At 69.0% G+C, this 19,886-nt stretch carries 9 protein-coding genes and 1 pseudogene; 2 read left to right on the plus strand and 8 right to left on the minus strand.

The window, feature by feature from the left end; translation table 11 throughout:
* Positions 1-216 precede the first annotated feature (216 nt).
* Positions 217-954, plus strand: a complete 738-nt coding sequence (locus ACWDR3_RS26740) for a dienelactone hydrolase family protein (RefSeq protein WP_450355118.1) — start codon at positions 217-219, stop codon at positions 952-954.
* 30 nt (positions 955-984) lie between these two features.
* On the opposite strand, the pseudogene ACWDR3_RS26745 reads toward ACWDR3_RS26740, so the two are convergent.
* Together ACWDR3_RS26745 and ACWDR3_RS26750 are read right to left on the minus strand one after the other, a co-directional pair.
* A pseudogene (locus ACWDR3_RS26745) lies at positions 985-1,523 on the minus strand (IS701 family transposase); the annotation flags it as partial.
* Positions 1,524-2,385: 862 nt separating this feature from the next.
* Complete coding sequence (locus ACWDR3_RS26750; protein WP_450355119.1) at positions 2,386-9,291, minus strand: RHS repeat-associated core domain-containing protein; 6,906 nt, start codon at positions 9,289-9,291, stop codon at positions 2,386-2,388.
* 583 nt (positions 9,292-9,874) lie between these two features.
* On the opposite strand from ACWDR3_RS26750, the gene ACWDR3_RS26755 reads away from it, so the two are divergent.
* Entirely contained in the window at positions 9,875-13,813 is a 3,939-nt protein-coding gene (locus ACWDR3_RS26755; RefSeq protein WP_450355120.1) for a hypothetical protein, read from the plus strand.
* 137 nt (positions 13,814-13,950) lie between these two features.
* Here ACWDR3_RS26755 and ACWDR3_RS26760 read toward each other — a convergent pair whose 3' ends face one another.
* The 6 genes from ACWDR3_RS26760 to ACWDR3_RS26785 all read right to left on the minus strand — a co-directional run bounded on the left by ACWDR3_RS26760 (position 13,951) and on the right by ACWDR3_RS26785 (position 19,756).
* Positions 13,951-14,835, minus strand: coding sequence for an oxygenase MpaB family protein (locus tag ACWDR3_RS26760; RefSeq protein WP_450355121.1), 885 nt, complete (start codon positions 14,833-14,835; stop codon positions 13,951-13,953).
* Between the two features lie 155 nt (positions 14,836-14,990).
* Entirely contained in the window at positions 14,991-16,070 is a 1,080-nt protein-coding gene (locus ACWDR3_RS26765) for a CU044_5270 family protein (protein WP_450355122.1), read from the minus strand.
* On the minus strand, positions 16,067-16,720 hold the full coding sequence (locus tag ACWDR3_RS26770) for an RNA polymerase sigma factor (protein ID WP_450355123.1): 654 nt from the start codon (positions 16,718-16,720) through the stop codon (positions 16,067-16,069). Before ACWDR3_RS26770 ends, ACWDR3_RS26765 begins: the two co-directional genes overlap by 4 nt.
* Before the next feature lie 94 nt (positions 16,721-16,814).
* Complete coding sequence (locus tag ACWDR3_RS26775; RefSeq protein ID WP_450355124.1) at positions 16,815-17,624, minus strand: GNAT family N-acetyltransferase; 810 nt, start codon at positions 17,622-17,624, stop codon at positions 16,815-16,817.
* The gene (locus tag ACWDR3_RS26780) at positions 17,621-19,051 is read right to left on the minus strand and encodes a HAMP domain-containing sensor histidine kinase (protein WP_450355125.1); all 1,431 of its coding nucleotides are present in this window, start codon (positions 19,049-19,051) and stop codon (positions 17,621-17,623) included. The genes ACWDR3_RS26775 and ACWDR3_RS26780 overlap by 4 nt, the downstream gene beginning before the upstream one ends.
* Complete coding sequence (locus tag ACWDR3_RS26785; RefSeq protein ID WP_450355127.1) at positions 19,052-19,756, minus strand: response regulator transcription factor; 705 nt, start codon at positions 19,754-19,756, stop codon at positions 19,052-19,054.
* Positions 19,757-19,886: the final 130 nt, after the last annotated feature.

A 19,886-nucleotide genomic window follows, 5' to 3' on the forward strand; every position in this document is an offset into this window, starting at 1 on the left:
CGGGGTTTTCGCGGTGTGCGGGCGGGGTTCTCGGACCCCGCGAAAACCCGTTGGCGGCGCACAGCACCCCCTGCTATCTTGCCGGAGGCCGTGCGAGAGAACGAGGAGGTGGTACCCGTGATCACAGTATCGACGTGGGTGCTCTCCTCCGGGGTCACGGTCGGGCGATAGGTCGTCCGGGAGCGCCGTTCTGCGCACTCCCGAAAGGGCACGACCATGCATTTCACTTCCGAACGACGCCTCGAAGACGGCGTCCTGGAACGCGACTTCACCCTCGGCGAGATCCCGGGCACGTTGTGGACCCCTGCCTCCGCATCGGCATCCGCCCCGGCACCGCTGATCCTGATGGGCCACCCCGGCGGACTGCAGAAGATGCATTCCCGGCTGGTGGGCCGCGCCCGGCACTCCGCGTCCCAGGGCTACGCCTCCGTCACCATCGAACTCCCCGGCAGCGGCGACCGCCCCAGTCTTCCCGGCCCGGAGCAGGCCCGCGCCGACCTGCGCCAGGCACTGCAGGCCGGCGAGCCGGTCACCGACGACATCGTGGACCGCCTAGTCCTCCCGCTGGTCGAACAGTCGGTCCCGGAATGGCGAACCACCCTGGACGCGCTCCTCTCCCTACCGGAGATCGACGGCCCGGTCGGGTACTCGGGGGGAGTGATCGCCATCGGGACGCGACTGGCGGCGGTCGAGCCTCGAATCTCGGCGGCGGTCCTGTTCGCAGGCAGTTTCGTACCGCGCGTGACCCTTGAGGAGGCCCGCCGGGTCACCATTCCGCTGCACGTCCTGCTGCAATGGGACGATGAGGGGAACGACCGCCAGGTGGCCCTGGACCTGTTCGACGCGTTCGGCTCGAAGGAGAAGACGTTGAACGCGAATATGGGCGGTCATACCGGGGTTCCGCAGTACGCGGGGGATGCGGCGGCGGAGTTCTTCGGGCGGCATTTGAACTAAGCGCCGAGGTCCCTCGCCGTCAGGTTGGCAACGTACGCAGTGGTTGGAGCGGACCCGGAAGTCAGCCAAGCCGAATTCGTCCTCAATCTGCTTGTAGCTCTGTTCGATTTAGAGCTTCAGCTCGTGGAGGCGGACGACTTCGGCGAGGTTGGCCAACGGGTGCGGACTGAGGGCGGCGTGTGGTACCTCGGAGTTCGGCAGGCTGGGGGCCAGGTACCCGGTCGCCTTCTCCAGCAGGGTGGCTGGGTCGGTGGTGGTCATGACCTGGCGGCAGGGGTGTCGAGGCTATATTTGCCAAGGCGGCATCTTCGGCCCACCAGGTCTCGCTGATCCCGTTTCGGAAGTGGCATTCGACCGGTGTCCACTCGTCGAGGCAGTCAACATCCCGCTCGGCAAGAGCTCATGCGGTGTGGATCGATCTGTGGGGCTGGCCGACGGGGGCCGCCTACCGTTACGCCGCTGACAGAGTAGGCGCAGTCGGCGGCCACCCATGGTTTCGTGCGGAACACCGGGCCAAGCCGAGAGCGAGCGAAATGGTGGGCGTGCGTGCAGGGAGTCGCATGCAGCGGAGAGCGCGGCCGCCGGGCGCCACCCTGGCCATCATGACGATGCCGTTGTCTGTGATGCCCACTCGACCCAGCCACTGCCGATCCACGTGTGCGGTCGCAGTGCCGTCCTTACGGTCCCTCGAGTCGTCGATCTCTATCACTCCGTCCATGATCAGGGCGTTCACGCCCTGATCATGGAGCAGGTCGAGCCGTGGGTCGATGGCGTCTTGATCCACTCCTGCGGCGCGAGCAGCCCAGCGAGGTAGTCGCCGAACCCTTGCCAAGAGCCCGTAGGCACAAATCCTCACGATGCCCGGACATGATTTTCCGGGCAAATTATCCTGAGAAAAATCGCTGACCCGCGAGAAATACGGCGATGAATTTTCTTCAGGTAACAGCCGAACTGCCCCGCCTGATCACGAGGCGAAGATTCAGCGGGGTGACTAGCAGCGGGTGAGGGCACAGAGCCTACGACTTACCACGATTTGTCGCCCATCAGAACGATCACTACCTCGTCTGGCTCATCGGTGCCGTCTCCATAGACTTCGACTCGATTTTCTACGTTCGGAACTGGAATCAACAACCTAACCGATTCATTTGGATCGGAAATTTCGAGAGATGCCTGAGGAAGTATCAATTCTCCCGAGTACACGAGAGTTTTCCCGTTCGGCTCGTACGGTCCCTGTAGACATCGGACTGACGCTGGACCGCTGGCAGCCTGCTGGACTGAGATGAACAAGGAGTCTGCACCACCATGGACCACATCGGTCGCGGGATCCCAGCTTTCATGCGCGTCGACGCTCCCGGGTGCGGCAGCAACAACGAGGCCGTGCGCGAATCTCGTCGTACACGCGGCGAAGAGCATCATTGAGTCCACCTACTGTTACGGTTTCCACACCGGGAAGTCATAGTACTCCTTGAGCAGCGTCCGCACGATTCCACCTTGCTGTTTGGAACATGCCTTGCAATGCGGATAAAGGGTCCACGGGCCGCTGGTTGAGAGCTTGTTCGGCGGATTATGATCGCCAGTCCAGTGACCGTCCTTGTACCCCGATTCGGCTGCCCCGCACGAGGCACAGCCATTTCGGTCACCGAATTCATTCATCATCCGTTGCTCATGAGCCAGGACAGTATCGCCGCGCTCAGCGGTCACCCCCTCCGCTTTCCGCCCCCTAATGGCAGGTCCAAGAGTCACGTTGCAGAGCGTGTCTTCATTGACGTTGTGAACGAGAACCGGAGTCTCGCCCGCCAGCACATAGTACGTATGGAGAACGCCAACAGTGAGGTCGTAAGTGGTCCGGTGCTGGTGGAAATTATGGACCTGGGCCACCGTGGCGACGGTCCCGTCCGCGGTGCGGAGTTGCGTGCCGGCAGTCAGGTCGCGGGCATCCGTCCACCGATGACGCGTAGCGTCCCAGAACGGGTGGTGCCAAGTGGTCGTCAGGGTCTCGGTGTGGGGCTTCCCGTGCTGGGGCGGACCACGCACCGGTGCCGTGTCCAACGTCAGTGTCGTGAAGTCCTTGTCCGTCTTCGTGACTATGACGTTCTGGACCTTCTCCGGGGCCGTGACGCCTGTTTGCGGGTCCGTCGCCAGGACCGTGTCGCCGGCCTTGACCTTGCTGATCGGTTTGGACGAGCCGTCGGCCAGGCGGACTTCGGTCGCGGGTACGAAGCTGTGCACCGAGCAGCTGGCCGCTTCCGCTCCCGCCCCCTCCGATCTCTCCGCGTCCACCAGCATGTGCTCGGCCTTGACCGCGTCCTCGGCCACCTTCGCGGCTTCCTCCGCGTCCTTGACCGCCGTATAGGCGCGGTCGAGGGCCCGCCAGATCTTGAACGCCTCTACACCGACCTTGATGGCCTTGAAGACCTTCCCCCAAGGCACCGCTGTCAGGGCCGTGTTGACGCAGCCCATCACGTCGCCCTTGGTGAAGCAGTTGTAGGCGTCGGTCAAACCGATGACGTCCGCGACCAGACTGACCAGGCGATGCTTGAAGCCCGACGCCTGTCTCTTCGCCGCGGCGGCCGCCGCGTCCGCGGTGGCCTTCTGCCGCTCCAGAGCGCGCTCTTCCGCCCGCGTGTTTGCCGCGCTGTTGCTGATGTCCGCCTTGTACTGCTTGGCGTACGCCTTGGTGTTGCTGGGTGTGCTGCCCGAGCCGGGCCGGTCGTGCAGCGCCTGCTCCGTGGGGTGCCCCGGCGTGTAGTTGAGGCAGGCGGGGCAGTTCCGCGTCGGGCAGTCCGCGTCCGCGCAGCCACCGCTGGGGTCGGACGCGGTCACCGGGGTGTCGTCGGCGTAGTCGTAGGCGTTCCACGACTGCGGGGAATCCGGGGCCAGGATGGGGTCGGGGCTGAGGAAGCGGCCGATGGACGGGTCGTACTCGCGGGCGCCGAGGTTGGTCAGGCCGGTGTTGTCGTCCTGGGTGCCGCCGACGAAGCCCTGTTGTCCGACCCAGGTCCCGGACTGGTCGCGCGTCTCGCCGAAGGGCTTGTACTGGCGCCGGGTCACCTGCTGGGTCTGGGAGTCGATCTCCAGGGTGCCGGTGCCCTGGCGGTCGGGGATCAGGTAGCTGATCTTGCCGTCGGAGGAGTGCGTGGCCACGGTCTCGCCGGCCATGGAGATGTACCGCACCCCGTCGGCACTGGCGGCCCCGGTCTTGAGAGTGATCTCCTCGTCGCCCGTGTAGAGAGTGGTCGCGTCGGGGCTGTGCCGGATCAGCAGGCTGCCGCCGGCGTCGTACAGATACTTCGTGTCACCGCTCGACCCCGTCGAGGACAGTTCCGAGAGGTTGTCCTCCACGTCGTAGGTGAAGGTGTCGGTACCGGCGCGAGTGGTGCGCGTGCGGACGTTGCCGTCCTCGTCGTAGGTGTAGGCGTTGGTGGTGTCGGCCGTCGCGTCACCCGGCACCACCTTGTCCACCTGGGACACCGCGTGGGCGGGGCCCTTGCCCGCCGCGAACGGGGTGTACGAGGAGGTCGCGTCGTGGGAGGTGTCGCCGGCGGTGTCGTGGTCCACCTGGGAGGAGCGGGCGCCCGTGGCGTCGTAGGACCACGACTGCCAGTACGGTGACGGGCCGCCGACCGTGCCGGCGGCGCCGGACGCGGGGGTGGCCGCGCAGTCGTCCGTGGCCGTCCACGCGTCCTTCAGGCGCTGCGCCCAGTCGTAGTCGAAGCACTGGGTGTCGGTCGAGCCCGTCTCCAGCTTGTCGGTGATCTTCGTGACGTTGCCCGACGGCTGATAGGAGTAACTCGTCTTGTCGGCGATCGCGGCACCCGACTGGGTGATCGTGGTCGAGTCCGTCAGACGGTGGGTCTGGTCGTCGTAGTTCAGGGTCTGCTGGGCGAAGTTGCCCGAGGTGCCGTAGGTGAACTGGTACGGCTCGTCGAACTCGGTGTAGCTCAGCTTCTGGACGTATCCCCAGGTGTCGCCCGCGACGGCCTTGGGGCGGTCGAAGTCGTCATAGGTGTAACCGACCGTCTCCTGCGGCAGGTTGACCGTGGCCGGCACGGCATCGGTGTACGAGGAGATCGTGCCGGTGAGGTTGTAGCGGTTCTGGGTGGTGTACGTCCCCTGCAGCGCGCCCTCGGCCGCCGGGATCACCAACTGGGTCGCCTGCGGCCAGCCGTGGCTGTCGTAGCCGGCCACCTTCTCGGTGTAGGCGGAGCCGCCGGTGCCGCCCACGTACCGGACGGAAGAGGTGGGCTTGCCCTTCTTCAGCGTGTCGTACGTCCACGCGGCCAGCTCGTTGGTCGTCGACTGCGCGACGCCGCCCGTGGTGTCGAACTCGGCCTTCTTGCGGCCCATTTCGTCGTACGTGTAGCTGAGGGTCTTGCCGCGGGCGTCGGTCGTGGTCAGCAGCTGGCCGGCGTTGTCGTACGTGGAGCCGGAGGAGCCGGTGTCCGGGTCGGTCTGCGAGGTGCGGCGGCCGAGCAGGTCGTAGCCGCTGGACCAGGTGTGGCCCTGGCCGTCGTCCTGTCCGGTCTGGTTGCCGGCCGCGTCGTAGGAGTAGGTGACGGTGTCGGCGGCGCCGGAGGCCGTGGTGCCGTGGTAGCGCAGCAGCTTGACCAGTTGGCCGCGGGCGTCGGTGTACGTGGTGCTGGGCGTGGCGCCGAAGGGCGTGGTCCCGGCGGACGGGGTGACGTCGACGCGGTCGGAGCCGGGGTAGGCGGTGGTGGTGCGCCAGGTCTCGGACGCGAAGTGGTAGGCGATCGAGGCGGTCGTGCGGCCCGCGCCGTCGTAGACCGTGGCGGTCTGGGACGGCGTCTTGTTGTCGGGCGCGTCGACCAGCGTTCCGCTCGGGGCGCCGGTGTTGTAGTACGCGTCGGAGGAACTGACCGCCCAGCCGTGCGAGTCGTAGACGGTGTCGGTGATCGTGCGACCGCCGTCGACGGTCGCCGTCTGCGTCTCGCGCGGGCGCAGCATCGCGTCGTAGAGCGAGACGGAGGTGCGGTAGGCGTTGGCGCCGGTGAGGGTCTGGGTGGTGACCGTGGATACCGCCGACGGCGTGAGGTTGTAGCTGTACTTGATGTTGGGGTTGTTGTCGGTGGGGAAGCCCGGGCTCCACACCGAGGTCAGCCGGCCCAGCGCGTCGTAGACGCTGGTGGTGGAGTATCCGGCCGCGTCCGTGGTCTTCAGGTCCAGGCCGCGGGCCGGGTCCAGGGTGGTCGTGGTGGCGAACCCCGCGGTCTGGCCGGTGACCTTCGGCTGGGTGACCTTGATCGAGGTCGGGGCCGCGCCGGTGGTGGGGGTGTACGCGGTGGTGGTGACGCGGCCGTCGGCGTCGGTCTCGGTGAGCTCACGGCCGTAGGAGTCGTAGGTGTTCTTCAGCGCCGTGATGTAGTGCGCGGTGCCGTCGGCGGCGACCGAGTCGGCCTTCTGGACCATCGTGACATCGCCCTTGGTGGGCGTGGCGGTGTTGTCCGTGGAGCCGTCGAAGAAGGTGAGGTCGTCGCTGAGCAGGTCGTGCGGGTACTTCGGGCTCGCGGAGCAGGAGACGGCGACCGCCTGGACGCGGCGCGGGATCGGCAGCAGGTTGCCGGAGGCGTCCGTCGCGTACCAGGTGCGGGAGCACTTGTCGTCGGTCGAGGTCGCGGTGTCGCCCAGGTCGTCCACGGCCTTGGGCAGACCGGTGGCGTCGTCGATCGTGTAGTCGGTCTCGGTCGTGCGCTTGGTGCCGTCCGCCTTGGTGGTGACGGTGCGGGTCCGCTGGATGTTGGTGCGGTGCGCGACCAGCGGGTCCAGGTTCGCCTTCGTACGGGACTGGGTGGCCGTCGCCGTCGAGGTCCAGGGGTCGGTGACGGTGTCCGAGAGCAGTGCACCGCCGTCGCCGTTGTAGGAGAGCTCTTCGTAGGTCTGGCCGGCCAGCCAGTCGGAGTCCTTCTGCGGGTCGTCGCTCGCGGTGTCGTCGAGCGTGACGCTGCGGGTGCCGCTGGAGGTCTTGTCACCGTCCATGCCGCGGAAGTACGTCTCCCGGGACAGGGTGATCTTCTCCGGGGCGGTGCCGGTGCGGGACTCGACCGTGCCGTAGCCGCGCCACTGGTTCCAGGTGCGGTACTTGGCCTGGGTCATCGGGTCGTCGTTGTAGTGCCAGGCCGGGTCGCCGACGTACTTGTACGACGTCTGGACGGGGAGCCCGCTCGCGGTGGGGTCCTGTGTCGTCACGGAGTTGACGAGGAACTTGTTGAACCAGTCCAGCTGCGGCGAGGTCTGGCCCGGCGGGGTCCAGTACTGCGGATAGCAGCGGAGGGTGTTGCCGTCCTGGCTGGACGGCAGCACCGGGGTGCCCGTGCGATGGCACTGCGGCGCGGTGTAGTTGACGGTGATCACTTCGCCGGACTCGGTGGTGACCGTGGTCATCCGGTAGCGGGTGATCGGCTGGTAGCCGTCGAGGCCGTCCACGCGGTTGGCGAGCGCCTGGCCGGCGAACTTCACCGGTGGCAGGTCCAGGCTTCCGCCGTCCTTGCCGGTGTGCACGATCTGGCTCAGCCACAGCGACGGAGTGGTGGTGTCCCCGGTCGGCGGGAAGGTGTGGGTCAGCGTCCACGCGTCCACATCCTGGTAGCCGGTGCCGACCAGGGTCTGGGTGCGGATGCCCGTCAGGCGTTTGGTGGTGAAGAAGGCCGGGCCGTGGTTGTTGCAGGTGCCCGTCGAGGCGCAGGTCTGGTCGACGGGGACGTCCGGCCAGTGCGAGGCGTTGGCGGTCGTCATCTTCGACGTGGCGCAGTCGAAACTGGAGTCGGCCAGGCAGCGTTCGGAGGTGTCGAAGAAGACCTGGGCGGCGGCCGGGGCGGTGCTGTCGTAGACCTTGCCGGCCAACTGCCCGTACTGGATCTTGGAGAGGTAGCCGCCGCGCGCGTACGTGGTCGGGGTGGTCGCGTTGTCCCGGCCGTAGTAGCCGGTCTCGGGCGTGTACCAGTAGCTGATGGCGTCGCCGTGCGGGTCGACGGTGTAGTCGAGGTTCCAGCGGTAGCCCTGCTGGCACCAGGAGGCGGCGAAGGTGGACGCGTGGCACGGCTCACCGGTGTCGTTGCCGTACACCGGCGTGGTGAACACCGAGTTGGTGGTCGCGTTGCCCGTCGCCCAGCCCGGCAGGCGGTTCCTGCCGAAGTAGTACTGCGTGCCGTCGGCCGTGGTGACGACGAAGTACTCGTTGTCGTTGTCGCCGTTGACCGTGTCGGTCCTGACCTCGATCTTTTCGCCGTTGTCGCCCTGCGGGTGCCAGGTGCCCGACTTGTCGTCGTGGACGAGCGTGTTGGACGAGCCGTTCAGCGACAGGGTGAGCGAGTCGACGTCGTCGGACCAGCACTCGTCCGCGGTCTTGGGGGAGCCGTTCGCCGTGTCGTCGGAGCAGGAGGCGTAGCTGCGCTCGACGAAGCCCGGTGAGTAGTCCCAGCCGTCGCCGATCCAGGAGGACTGGGCGTTCGTGGCGGAGGTGCGCCCGTCGACGCCCTGCGAGGTGTAGCCCAGGGAGACGTTCGGGGCCAGTCCGCCGGGGACGTCGGGGACCGAGATGGGGTAGGAGTAGCTGAACGCGCCGGCCGAGCCCCCGGCCGACCACTGGCCGGACGCGGACAGAGACGTGGCCGAGTAACTGCCGCCGCCACCCGCGGCGGCCGCCTCCGCCGCGAGCACCACGGGCTGCGCGGTGGTGGTGGCGGGCAGCGCGACCTCGGCGGAGACGGTCCGGGTCTTGACGTCGTTGGTCGAGGTCAGCGGGGTCTGTTTGCGGCAGGCGGCGGCCTGCGGAGTGGTCAGGGCACAGGCCGGCAGTTGTACGAGGCGCAGTCGGCCGGCCCAGTCGCCGCCGTAGGCGTCCTTGAACGCCGAGTAGTCCAGGCCCACTTGGGCGGTGCCGCCCGAACTCGCGCTGTCCGGCCGCACGGTGAGTACGACACCGTGCAGGGCGAGCTTCTGCGCGGCGGTCTGGCCCGGCAGCGACACGTGGACGCGGCTGCCCGCATCCGCGCGATGCGCTCCCTTCGCCGCCGCCACCGTCACCGGGACGCCGACGGCCCGCTCGGCGGCGGCGCCTCGCGCCGGTACCGCCACGTCGGCCGCCCCCTTGGCGGGCCAGGTCCGGTGCGCCTGGGCGGCACTCCAGCGCGCCATCTGCGGCACCTTCGCGGCCTTGCCCTTGACCGGCGAGACGGGAACCGACGGTTCCTTCTTCGCCTTCACGAGGTGGTTCGCGTGCTGTACGCCCGCAAGCGCGTCCGTCGGCGAGATAAACCCGACGAGGAGGGCGAGCGCGCCGATTGCGACGATCCACACAGCGGGCACCCTGCGTATCCGCATGGTCTTTCTGTAAATCCGCCAACGTGAATTCCGACGCACTCCGGACCCCCCAATTCCAGCACGGCTGCCGACGAATTATTGGATCAGACCGGAGGAGCCCATCACAGCCCCTTCACATGTTCAAAAGGTATAGAGATCGCCATGTACCGCCCTCCGTTCGACCAAAATCGGACGGCAAATCCGTCAACTCCCCCATGAAAGCCATCGATTACCCAATAGGAACTCCAACCGGCCTACTGGACAGCAAAGTTGTACAGTTCATCTACCCTGTTGTAGTCGCACCGTGATTACGGGTAGCCTCCCTCGCGCCTATTGGCGTATTTCCACTCGGACTCACACTGGGGGGCAGATGTCCGACCGTTTCCGCCGACTTTCCTCAGGGGACTCATTCAGAAAGAGTCCTCGAATACCGGGCAGATTCCTGGTCCTCGCGACGGTCGGCGCACTCTGCCTGGCTCCGCTCGCCGCTCAGCCGGCCGCCGCCGACTCGGCACCGGGCTCCGTCGCGGATGTCGACGCCGGTCGGCCGGAGCTGACTCCGGCGCCGGCGAACGACACGAAGGCGCCGGAACCGACCGGCTCGTTGCGCCCGAGCGATGACGGCGACGGGCTGACGACAGCCGAGGAGTCGGCTCTGGCCGACGCCCAGAAGCAGGCCGCGGCGACCGGCAAGGCGGTGCGCGTCGACGCCCTGACCACGGAGACGGCCACCACGACGGCCAACCCCTCCGGCACCGTCACCTACGACTCCAGCCTGCTGCCCGTCCGGGTGCGCAAGGCCCACCGCTGGGTCCCGGTCGACGCCACGCTGGTGCGCAACGCCGACGGCACCTGGAGCCCCGCCGCCACCGCAGAGCCGCTCGCCTTCTCCGGCGGCGGTACGACCCCGCTCGCCACCATGACCAAGGGCACCGCGTCCCTCGCCCTGTCCTGGCCGCACGCGCTGCCGGTCCCGCACGCCTCCGGCGCGAGTCTGACCTACCCGGACGTGCTGCCCGATGTGGACCTGCGGGTCACGGCCGACACCCAGGGCGGTTGGTCCGAGGTCCTCGTCGTCAAGAACGCCGAGGCCGCGGCCGACCCGGAACTCTCCCAACTCGCCCTCAGCACAAGGGCGAAGGGCGTCGACGTCACCGACGACGGTCACGGCAACCTCTCCGCGACCACGCCCGACGGCAAGGTGCTCTTCAGCGCGCCGCAGCCGGCGATGTGGGACTCCAGCGGCATCGGCGCGGCGCACACGGCCCCGGAGTCGGGCCCCGCGCCCCGGTCCCGGGTGGCCCGGGTCGAGGGCCGGCTGCACGGCCGGACCCTGTCACTCGTCCCCGACGCCAAGCTGCTCGGCGACACGCACACCAGGTTCCCGGTCTTCATCGACCCGACCTGGAACCCGCACTACGCCTCCGGCGCCAAGCAGCACTACGTCGAGACCCAACAGGGCTGCGCCACCGCCAAGAACTACGACTCCACCCAGTACGGGGACCCCGGCGTCGGCTACAACAGCTGGTCCGGTTGCATCGGCGGTGAGCGCTCCTACTTCCAGCTCGCGGTGCCGTCGGGCATCTGGGGCTCGCACGTCGTGTCGGCCACCGTCGACGCGAAGGAGAACTACTCCGCCAGCTGCAGCCTCTCCTCGGACGTCTATCTCTACTGGTCCGGCGCGATCAGCTCCGGCACCACCTGGAACAACAAGCCGTCCCTGACCGGCAAGCTGGCCACCAAGAGCTTCGGCCCGGCCTGCACCAGCGAGCCCTCCGGCGGGTTCTCGGTGACGTCCACGATCGCCAAGGGCGCCGCCGCGCACTGGACGAGCTGGACCTTCGCCCTGGTCAACAGCCAGAGCAGCAGCGGCGACGGCAACTACTTCAAGCGCTTCGCCAACAACCCGTCCATGTCCATCACGTACAACCACGTGCCCGCCAAGCCCGGCACCCTGGCCACCAAGGTCGGCTCCACCTCGCTGGGCTGCGGCACCGCCACGCCGTACCCGATCGTCGGCAAGACCCTGGCCACCACTCCGCCCACCCTCAACGCCAAGATCAGCGACTCCGACAAGGACGCGCTGGCCGCCACCTACTCGTACTGGGTCGGCAGCGGTACGGCCACCACGGCCACCAGCGCCACCGTCGCGAGCGGCGCCAACGCGCCCAAGCAGCTTCCCTCGACGTTCATGAGCGGGCTCGCCGACGGCAGTGTGGTCAGCTGGAAGGCCACCTCCTCCGACGGCGAGGACACCTCCGCCGCCTCGGCCACCTGCCACTTCACCGTCGACCTGCACAGCCCCGCCCAGCCCACCGTCAAATCCGCGGACAAGCTCTACCCCGAGGACGGAGAGGGCATCACCGCGGCCGGCACTCCGGGCCAGTTCACCCTCTCGGTGAACCCCGGCACCAACGGCAACAACGCGGCGAAGTTCCTCTTCGGCCTCGACGCCGCCCCGCCGCTCTCCAACACCCCTGCCGCGCAGACCAAGACGGCCAGCAACAACACCGCCACGATCACAGTGACCCCGGTGGCACCGGGCACCCACACGCTCTACGTCTACGCCGTCGACTCCGCGGGCAACACCTCCTCCCAGCAGCAGTACGAGTTCACCGCGATCGGGCACGCCACGAAGACGTACGCCAGTCTGCAGGCCGCCTTCAACAACACCGCCACCACAGACGACGGCGCCCGCACCACCGGCGACGCGGACGGGGTGGGCGCCACCCTCTCCCTGCAGTCCCTCAAAGCGGCCGGCTGGCAGCCCGGCGGGAAGATCACCGTCGATGGGGCCGACTTCACCCTTCCCAACTGGGGCTCCGCGAGCGGCGACAACGTGATGGCCGCCAACCAGACCATCCAGCTGAACGGCGCCCACGGCCAGGCACTGGTCTTCCTGGGCTTCTCCACCTATGGGTTCGTCGGCTCCGAACACCAGCTGGGCGACCTCACCAGCCCGGTCGTCCCCGACAACACCAACGTCTCGGCGTCCAACTGCAGCCTGGGCAACGGCACTTACGAGGACTGTGTCACCCCACAGGGGTCCATCTCCTATGGCGACGGCGACTCCCGGAACTTCTACCTGGCCATGCCCGACTGGGTGTACGGCTCCGATTCCCTGGCCACTGTCAACCTGCTGCACCGCAATACCCCGAGCGCTCAGGAGACCCGGAGCACCAACATCTACGCCTTCGCCGTACCCCTGAAGGCCGGTGCCACCGTCAGCTCCGTGACCCTGCCCGATCTGGCCGACGCCGCCCGAAAGTACGTACCCGGGCTGCACATCATCGGCATGTCCGTGCGCGACACCGCTGCCGCGGCAGGCGGCGCCTCCTGGACCGGAAGCTGGAGCGCACCGACCGAGGAACGGTTCCAGTTCTCCGGTACGGGCGGCTTCAGCAACCAGACCATTCGCACGGTCACCCAGACCAGCGTCGGCGGCGACACCGTCCGGCTGCGGCTGTCCAACGCTCTGGGCACCGACCCGCTGACCCTCGACCACGTCACCGTCGCCCCGTACGGCAGCGGTGCGACGACCGCCTCCACACCCGTCGACGTGACCTTCGGCGGAAGCGGATCAGTCGTGATTCCCGAAGGCGGCGAACTGTACAGCGACCCGGTCCCGTTGAGCAGAGCCCCCGGCACCTCGCTGACGACCAGCATGCATCTGGTCAACAAAGTCGCCTACCTGGTCATGCATCCCTGGGCCGCCACCGACACGCTCAGCTACGTCAGCCCCGCCGGAAGCGGTGACCACAGCACGGACACCGCCGACACCGCCTTCAAGGCGACGGGCTCCACCTCCGGCCGCTTCGCCGACATCCTCACCGAAGTGGACGTCACGACCACGGATCACCGGTCGGCCGTGTCCGTGCTCGGCGACGGCCTCATCAACACCCGTACCGCGGGCAACACGGCCGGCTACAACACCCAGCGCGTCAACCAGTGGCTGTCCTACCGGCTGCGCACGAACACCGACGGCATCCCCGTCCACGGCGTCCTGGCCTCCGGCATCGAGAACAACTACCTGGGGACGGACCAGGGAGCGGGCGCGGGCGGGCGTGCCGCGGTCACCCGCCTGGACCGGGACGTGCTCTCCATCCCCGGTCTGCGCACCGTGGTGGTCACCCAAGGCCTGGAGGACATCGTCGCCGGCCACGACGACGTCGACATCGACAGTGCCCTCGGGCTCCTGCGCGATCAGCTCAAGGGCTGGGGCATCAAGGTCGTCTTCGCCACCCTGACCCCCTGCGACGGCTACGCCGCCTGCACGGCGGCCGTCGACCAGAACCGCATCGACACCAACACCTGGATCACCGACCAGACCGACCTCACCTCGCCCACGGTGAGTTACGTGGACGCGGAGGCGGTCGTCGCGGTCACCGACACGGCGAGTACCGCGGACCCACAGGCGCTGAAACTGGGCAACGACGTGGCTCCGGCCGACTTCGACTCGGGCGACCACGTCAACCTGACGGCGGACGGCTACAGCTCGATCAGCAATGCCTTCGATCTGGCGTCGCTGGGGCCTGACGCATGACGTAGTGAAAGCGGCTCAGAATGTCGGCCGCCCAAGGCAACAGGGCCGTCAGCGACACCCGTTCAGGGACGTGGCTGGCGGCCCTGTGCCGTGGACACAAGTGCTCGCGTGATGGCACCGCACGTGGCCGGCGCGGGTCATGGCGAGGGCGGCAGGTTCCGCGCGGGAGTCTCCACCCGCGCCGTCGAGAGTCCGCGCGCACGCCGCCAAGCCGCCCGAGCCCGCGGATGGTACCGCCGTTCGAACGGCACCAGATGCCAGCCGAGCGCGATCGTGCGGCCCAGCAGCCACAGGGCGGCGGCGCTGCGGCGGGACCAGCGGTAGCCGAGGCGGGTCCGTATCGCCGGTGGGTACATCCCGATGGTGAGCCAGATCATGGGGCGGGTCACCGGGACGCGCAGTACTTTCCAGAGGGCGTCCGGTAGTCGGCGTAGGGCTGGAGGTTTCGCTATGTGGCGGATGTCCAGGACCGCGCGGGTCGGCCAGTTGTCCTCCAGGACCTCCACGCACATCCGGTCGAAGTAGGCGCAGAAGTCGGGCCAGTTGGCGGGGGCGGGGCGGTCGCTGACGCCGTACAGGCGGTACCACTGGAGGCTCTCGGTGTAGAGCTGTTCCTTCTGTGCCGTCGTCAACGGGCGGCCGAAGTACTGGCACAGGAGCACCGGGATCATGACGAAGGTCGCGTGGGCCCAGAAGAAGGTGTCGGGGTCGAGGGCGTGGTACGGGCGGCCGTGGCGGTCCACGCCCTTGATGCCGAGGTGGTAGTCGCGGACCTGGCGGGCGGTACGGGCCGCGTCCGGGCCGTCGTAGACCACTCCGGCGATCGGGTAGAGCGAGCGGAACAGCCTCTGCCAGCGTTCCTCGAAGAAGTGCGAGTGCTCCTGGACGCCCGCGCCGAGACCGGGGTGCATGTTCTGCATCGACCCGGCCCACAGGCTCAGCAGCAGGCTCCGCCAGTCGCTGAAGTACCGCCAGACCAGCGACGACGGGCCGAGGGGTTCGGGCGGCGGGTCCGGTATCAACGGAGGTGCCTGTCCAGGTGTCTGCGGGGGTGCCCGTGATTCATCTGCCCAGCCTCCCGCTCACACCGGCCCCGCACAATGCGCCTGCCGGGCCCGGACGACAACGGGACTGCCGGGCCCCGAAGTTCGGGACCCGGCACGCTCCTCGTCGTCGCTCAGCTCGCCGTACCGCCCGGCGTCTGCTTGATCCCGTCCACGACCGCGCGCTGCGTGATCGCGCTGGTGAAGGTGACGGTGCCGGCCTTGAACTCGCTGTCCTTGCCCGGGTCGACGACCACGATGCGCTCGCCGAGCAGCCGCAGGCTCTTCTTGTCGAAGATCCACTCCTCGCGCTCACCGGTGTTGTCCTGCCGCGCGATCGCCACCCCGTGCCGCCCCACCGCGTCGACCGCGTCGTCCACCGCGACGACCCCCGGGATCTTGGCGGCGGCCTTGTAGAGAGTGGCGGCGACATCCGCCGGCGGGTAGCTCTCGGTCAGCAGGTCTCCGATGGCGACGAACGCGGCCTGGTCGCGGGGGACTTCGGGGTCCCGGTTGGCGTCCGACTCCTTGTAGATCCGGCGCAGCAGTTCGTCGGGGTCGGTGGGCAGCTTGACCAGGGCGTCGTACGCACCGCTCAGCGGGACATTGCTGTCCAGGGTGATGCCGTCCTTGCTCGTCTGGCCCGCTTCGATCAGCCAGCCCTTCCTCCCGTCCGGGGACATCCAGGTCTGCCGGTCGTGCAGTTCCTCGCTGACGATCGAGTCCTTGCCGTCCACGGACTTGGGGTAGGTGCTGGCCACCTTCGAGGCGATGTAGACGAACTGGCCTTCCTGCACCGCGGTTTCCGAGGTGTCGGCGGCGGCGAGCGAGATGCGGTCGAGCAGCTGGGGGGCGCCCTTGGGGTCGGCGGCACCGATCGTGGTGGTCAGGGCGGGGCCGGTGGCGAGGGGCATCTTGTCGTCGCCGTTTCCGCCGCTCAGGGCGAGGCCGCCGACGACCGCGCCGGCCAGTGCGCACGCCATGGCGGGCAGCAGGATCGCGCGGCGCAGGAACGGGTTGCGGCGCTGCGGGGCGACCGTCGGGGCGGCGGGGCGGGCGCCGGCAGAGGTACGGAGGTCTTCGTGGATCTGGGCCATCATCTGCTCCTTGTGGAACTGGTGGCGGCCCGCCGGCAGATCCCGTTCGACGGAGGGCAGGAGGTCCTGGGTCTCCGTCCACTCAGCCGGATGCGGCTGGGAGGGGCTGGCGTTCATCGGTTTCCTTCCTGTGCGGACCGGACCGCGTATCCGCGATCACCTGTTATCTGCCGGTTCGTGGAGGTGGGTTCCCGATTCTTTCTGCCTTTTTTCTTCAACTCGGCGTCCGCGAGCTTGCGCAGCTTGCCGCGGGCGCGGGACAGGCGGGAGCGGACGGTACCGACCGGGATGCCGAGGGCGCGGGCCGCGTCGGCGTACTCCATGCCCTCCCACAGACACAGCACCAGCACCTCGCGTTCGGGGCGTCTCAGGGAGCTGAGGGCGGTCAGCGTGGCGGTGATCCGCTGCCGGTCGTCCAGCCGCCCGGCGGTCTCCTCCGCATGGTCGGCGACCTGCGCCTCCCCCGCGCCCGCCTCCGCGGCTGCGGTGGCCGCGGCCCGGTAGCGCCGGTTGCTGCGGTAGTGGGAGCGGGCGACGTTGGTGGCGATGCCCAGCAACCACGGCCGCAGGGAGCCCCCTTCGGCCTCGACCGACGCATGCCGCCGCCAAGCCTCCATGAACGTCGCCGACATGACGTCCTCGGCCACCGACCAGTCGGCGGTCAGTCGAAAGGCGTGGTTGTACACCGCGCGGGCACAGTCGTCGAAGAGCTCCGCGAAGGCGTCCGGATCTCCGGCCCGTATCCGGGTTCGCATATCTGTGGTCACGTTCTCAACTGACCGCCCGGATCACCGAGTTCCCGTGATGCCCGTCACATACGACCACGGCGGCTACGACGGTCCCGACAGCCCCGCCTCCAACTCACGCCACCCGCACCCCCGTTACCCCCGCCGCCCCGAGCACCCGCCCCTTCATCCCGACCCGCTCATACACCCCCACCGCCCCCGCATTCCCCACGTCCACCATCAACGCGGCCCGCCCGTAATCCCGTACGAGCGCCCCTACGACGAATCCCGACACCGCACCCCCCAACCCCCGCCCTCGCGCCCCCGGATGCGTGACGACCCCGGCCAGGAACCCACATCCGACCCCCGACCAGGCATCGGCAGCCACGGCGAGGAGCCTTCCGTCGGACTCGTCGCGCGCCCCCGCCCAGCGGCGCACGCCCGGGCGGCCCGGTTGGGCGTAGGAGTCGGGAAAGTGTCGGGCGAAGAGGTCTCCTGCCTCCCCTTCACCCCGCGCGTCCAACCAGTCGACGTCCCCCGGACCAGACACCGTCGGCCGCTCCTCCGTCTCCATCCACAGGAACGGCCCACCCCCGCGCCCGAGTTCAGGAATCCCGCGCACCAGCCCGTCGATCAACTCCACCTCGCCGAAAGGGCGATACGTCGGCCCGACCTCCCGCAGCACATCCCGTACGAGGATCAGCGCGTCGCCCTCAGTCCCGGTCACCGCGATCCGGTCCCGCCCCGAGAGGTCCGGGCTCGCCACCGCCGTAGCGGAGCCGTGGTGGAAGGTGCGGACGCCGGGTCCCGGGGAACCGTCGGGGCGGAACTGGGCGGCCCAGATCAGGTGCCCGTCGACCAACTCGCAGCTCCCGGCGGCCCTTTCGCGAACCCCGCCAGTCACCTCGTACGACCCGTCGCTCAGCCCGTACGACCCGTCGCTCACCTCGTAAGCCCCTCCGGCCCCCCACCCACCGTGAACCCGATCACCGACCCCCCGCCCTCCCGCCGGTAGGCGAACGGTGCGCCCGCGTGGGCCATCGCGACCTCTCGGACGATGGAGAGGCCAAGGCCGGAGCCGGGGAGGGAGCGGGCGTCGGCGGCTCGGTAGAAGCGGTCGAAGATGCGGATGAGGTCGGCTTCGGCGACGCCCGGACCGCGGTCGAGGACCTCGACGCGGACCGTGCCGGGGCGGGCGGGGCCGGAGACGTTGATCTCGATCGGGTCCGTGCCGTCGCGGTCGAACTTCGCCGCGTTCTCAGCGAGGTTGGAGATCGCCCGGGTCAGCGCGCCGGGGCGGCCGTCGGTGGTCGTGTCGCCGCTCGCGCGGACCGTGATCTCGCGGCCGGTGCGGCGCCGGGCCAGGCCCGCGACGTCCTCGGCGATGTCGGCGAGGTCCACCCGCTGGGGCGGTTCCGTGTCGGACTGGCCGGCCGCGAGGTCGACGAGTTCGTTGACCAGGTCGGTCAACTCCCGTGCCTCCTGGGAGAGATCCGCGACCAGTTCCAGGCGGGTGGCGGGGGGCAGTTCGTCTATGCGGCGGAGCAGGGAGATGTTCGTACGGAGGGAGGTGAGGGGGGTGCGGAGTTCGTGGCCCGCGTCCTGGACCAGGCGGCGCTGGTCCTCCTCGGACTGGGCCAGGCGGCCCAGCATGCGGTCGAAGGCGCGGCCGAGGCGGCCCACCTCGTCGTATCCGGCGACGGGTACGACGATGCCGAGCCGGCGCGTGCGGGCCACGTCCTCCGCCGCCGAGGTGAGGACGATCAGGCGGCGGGTGATGCGCCGGGCCAGCCACCAGCCGACCAGACCCGCGCCGGTCACCACCGCGGCCATCAGGATCAGCGTGCGTTGCTGCAACGCCCGCAGCAGATCCTCGGTGTCGCTGAACTCCTGCGCCACCTGCACCGCGCCCCGCCGGTCACCCAGCGAGACGGTCGCCACGCGGTAGACGTCGGCGCCGACGTCGACCTCCTTGTGCTCGGCGATCGTCCCGGCCGCCCGGTCGGCCGCGATCCCCCGGTCGGCGGCCGTGACCGGCAGCGCCGGACTGCCCGAGTCGACGACCGAACCGTCAGGACCCAGCACCTGCACATCGGTCCGGGCCGGCCGCACGATGTCGTGCCCCGGCGCCGACGAGGAGAAGTCGGCCGGGGTCATCTTGTGCTGGCGCACCTCGTCCCGCAGATCCTGCACGACCTGGTCGAACACCGACTCCTGGTCGACCCTCACCAGCCGCGCGGCCGCGCTGTACGACAGCACACCGACCAGCACCGTGACAGCCGCGGTCACCGCCGCGAAGGACACCGCGAACGTGGTGCGCAGGGAGACCAGGCCGGGCCGCCGTCTGACCAGCAGGCGCCGCAGCCGCCCCACTCAGTCCTCCCGCAGCACGTAACCCACACCGCGCACCGTGTGGATCAGCGCCGGCGCCCCCGGATCGTCGAGCTTGCGGCGCAGGTAGCCGACGTACACGGCCAGGTTCTTGGAACCGGGCCCGAAGTCGTAGCCCCAGATCCGGTCGTAGATCGTGGAGTGGTCGAGGACGATCCCCGCATTGCGGACCAGCAGCTCCAGCAGCTCGAACTCGGTCCGCGTCAGCTCCAGCTCCCGCCCGTCCCGCCAGGCCCGCCGCGCCTGCATGTCCATCCGCAGCCCGGCCGCCTCGATCTGCCGGTCGGTGTGCTGCGGTTCCTTCGGTACGTCGACCAGGGCGCCGTTGCCCGAACTGGTCCGGCGCAGCAGCGCGCGCAGCCTCGCGAAGACCTCCTCCACGTCGAAGGGCTTCACCACGTAGTCGTCGGCGCCCGCGTCCAGGCCCGCGATACGGTCGGCGGTCTCCACGAGGGCCGTCAGCATGAGGATCGGGGTGCGGTCGCCCTCGGCGCGCAGCACCCGGCAGACCTGGAGGCCGTCGATGCCGGGCATCATCACGTCCAGCACCAGCACGTCCGGCGGGGTGCGGTGGGCCTGCGCCAGCGCCTCCACGCCGTCGGCGACCGCCGTGACCTGGTAGCCCTCCAGGCTCAGGGCGCGCTCCAGGGCGTGACGGATGGCGCGGTCGTCTTCGGCGAGCAGCACAGTTTGGGACACGTCTCCCAGTCTGCCAATGCCTCCGGCGGATCGGCGGGGTGTGTGGGCCTACGATCAGCCTTTTTACCCGGATCTCACCCTTGGGGAGCCGTCTGCTGGGGGCTGCCGCCCCCAGACC

The organism is Streptomyces sp. NPDC001002, assembly GCF_053599215.1.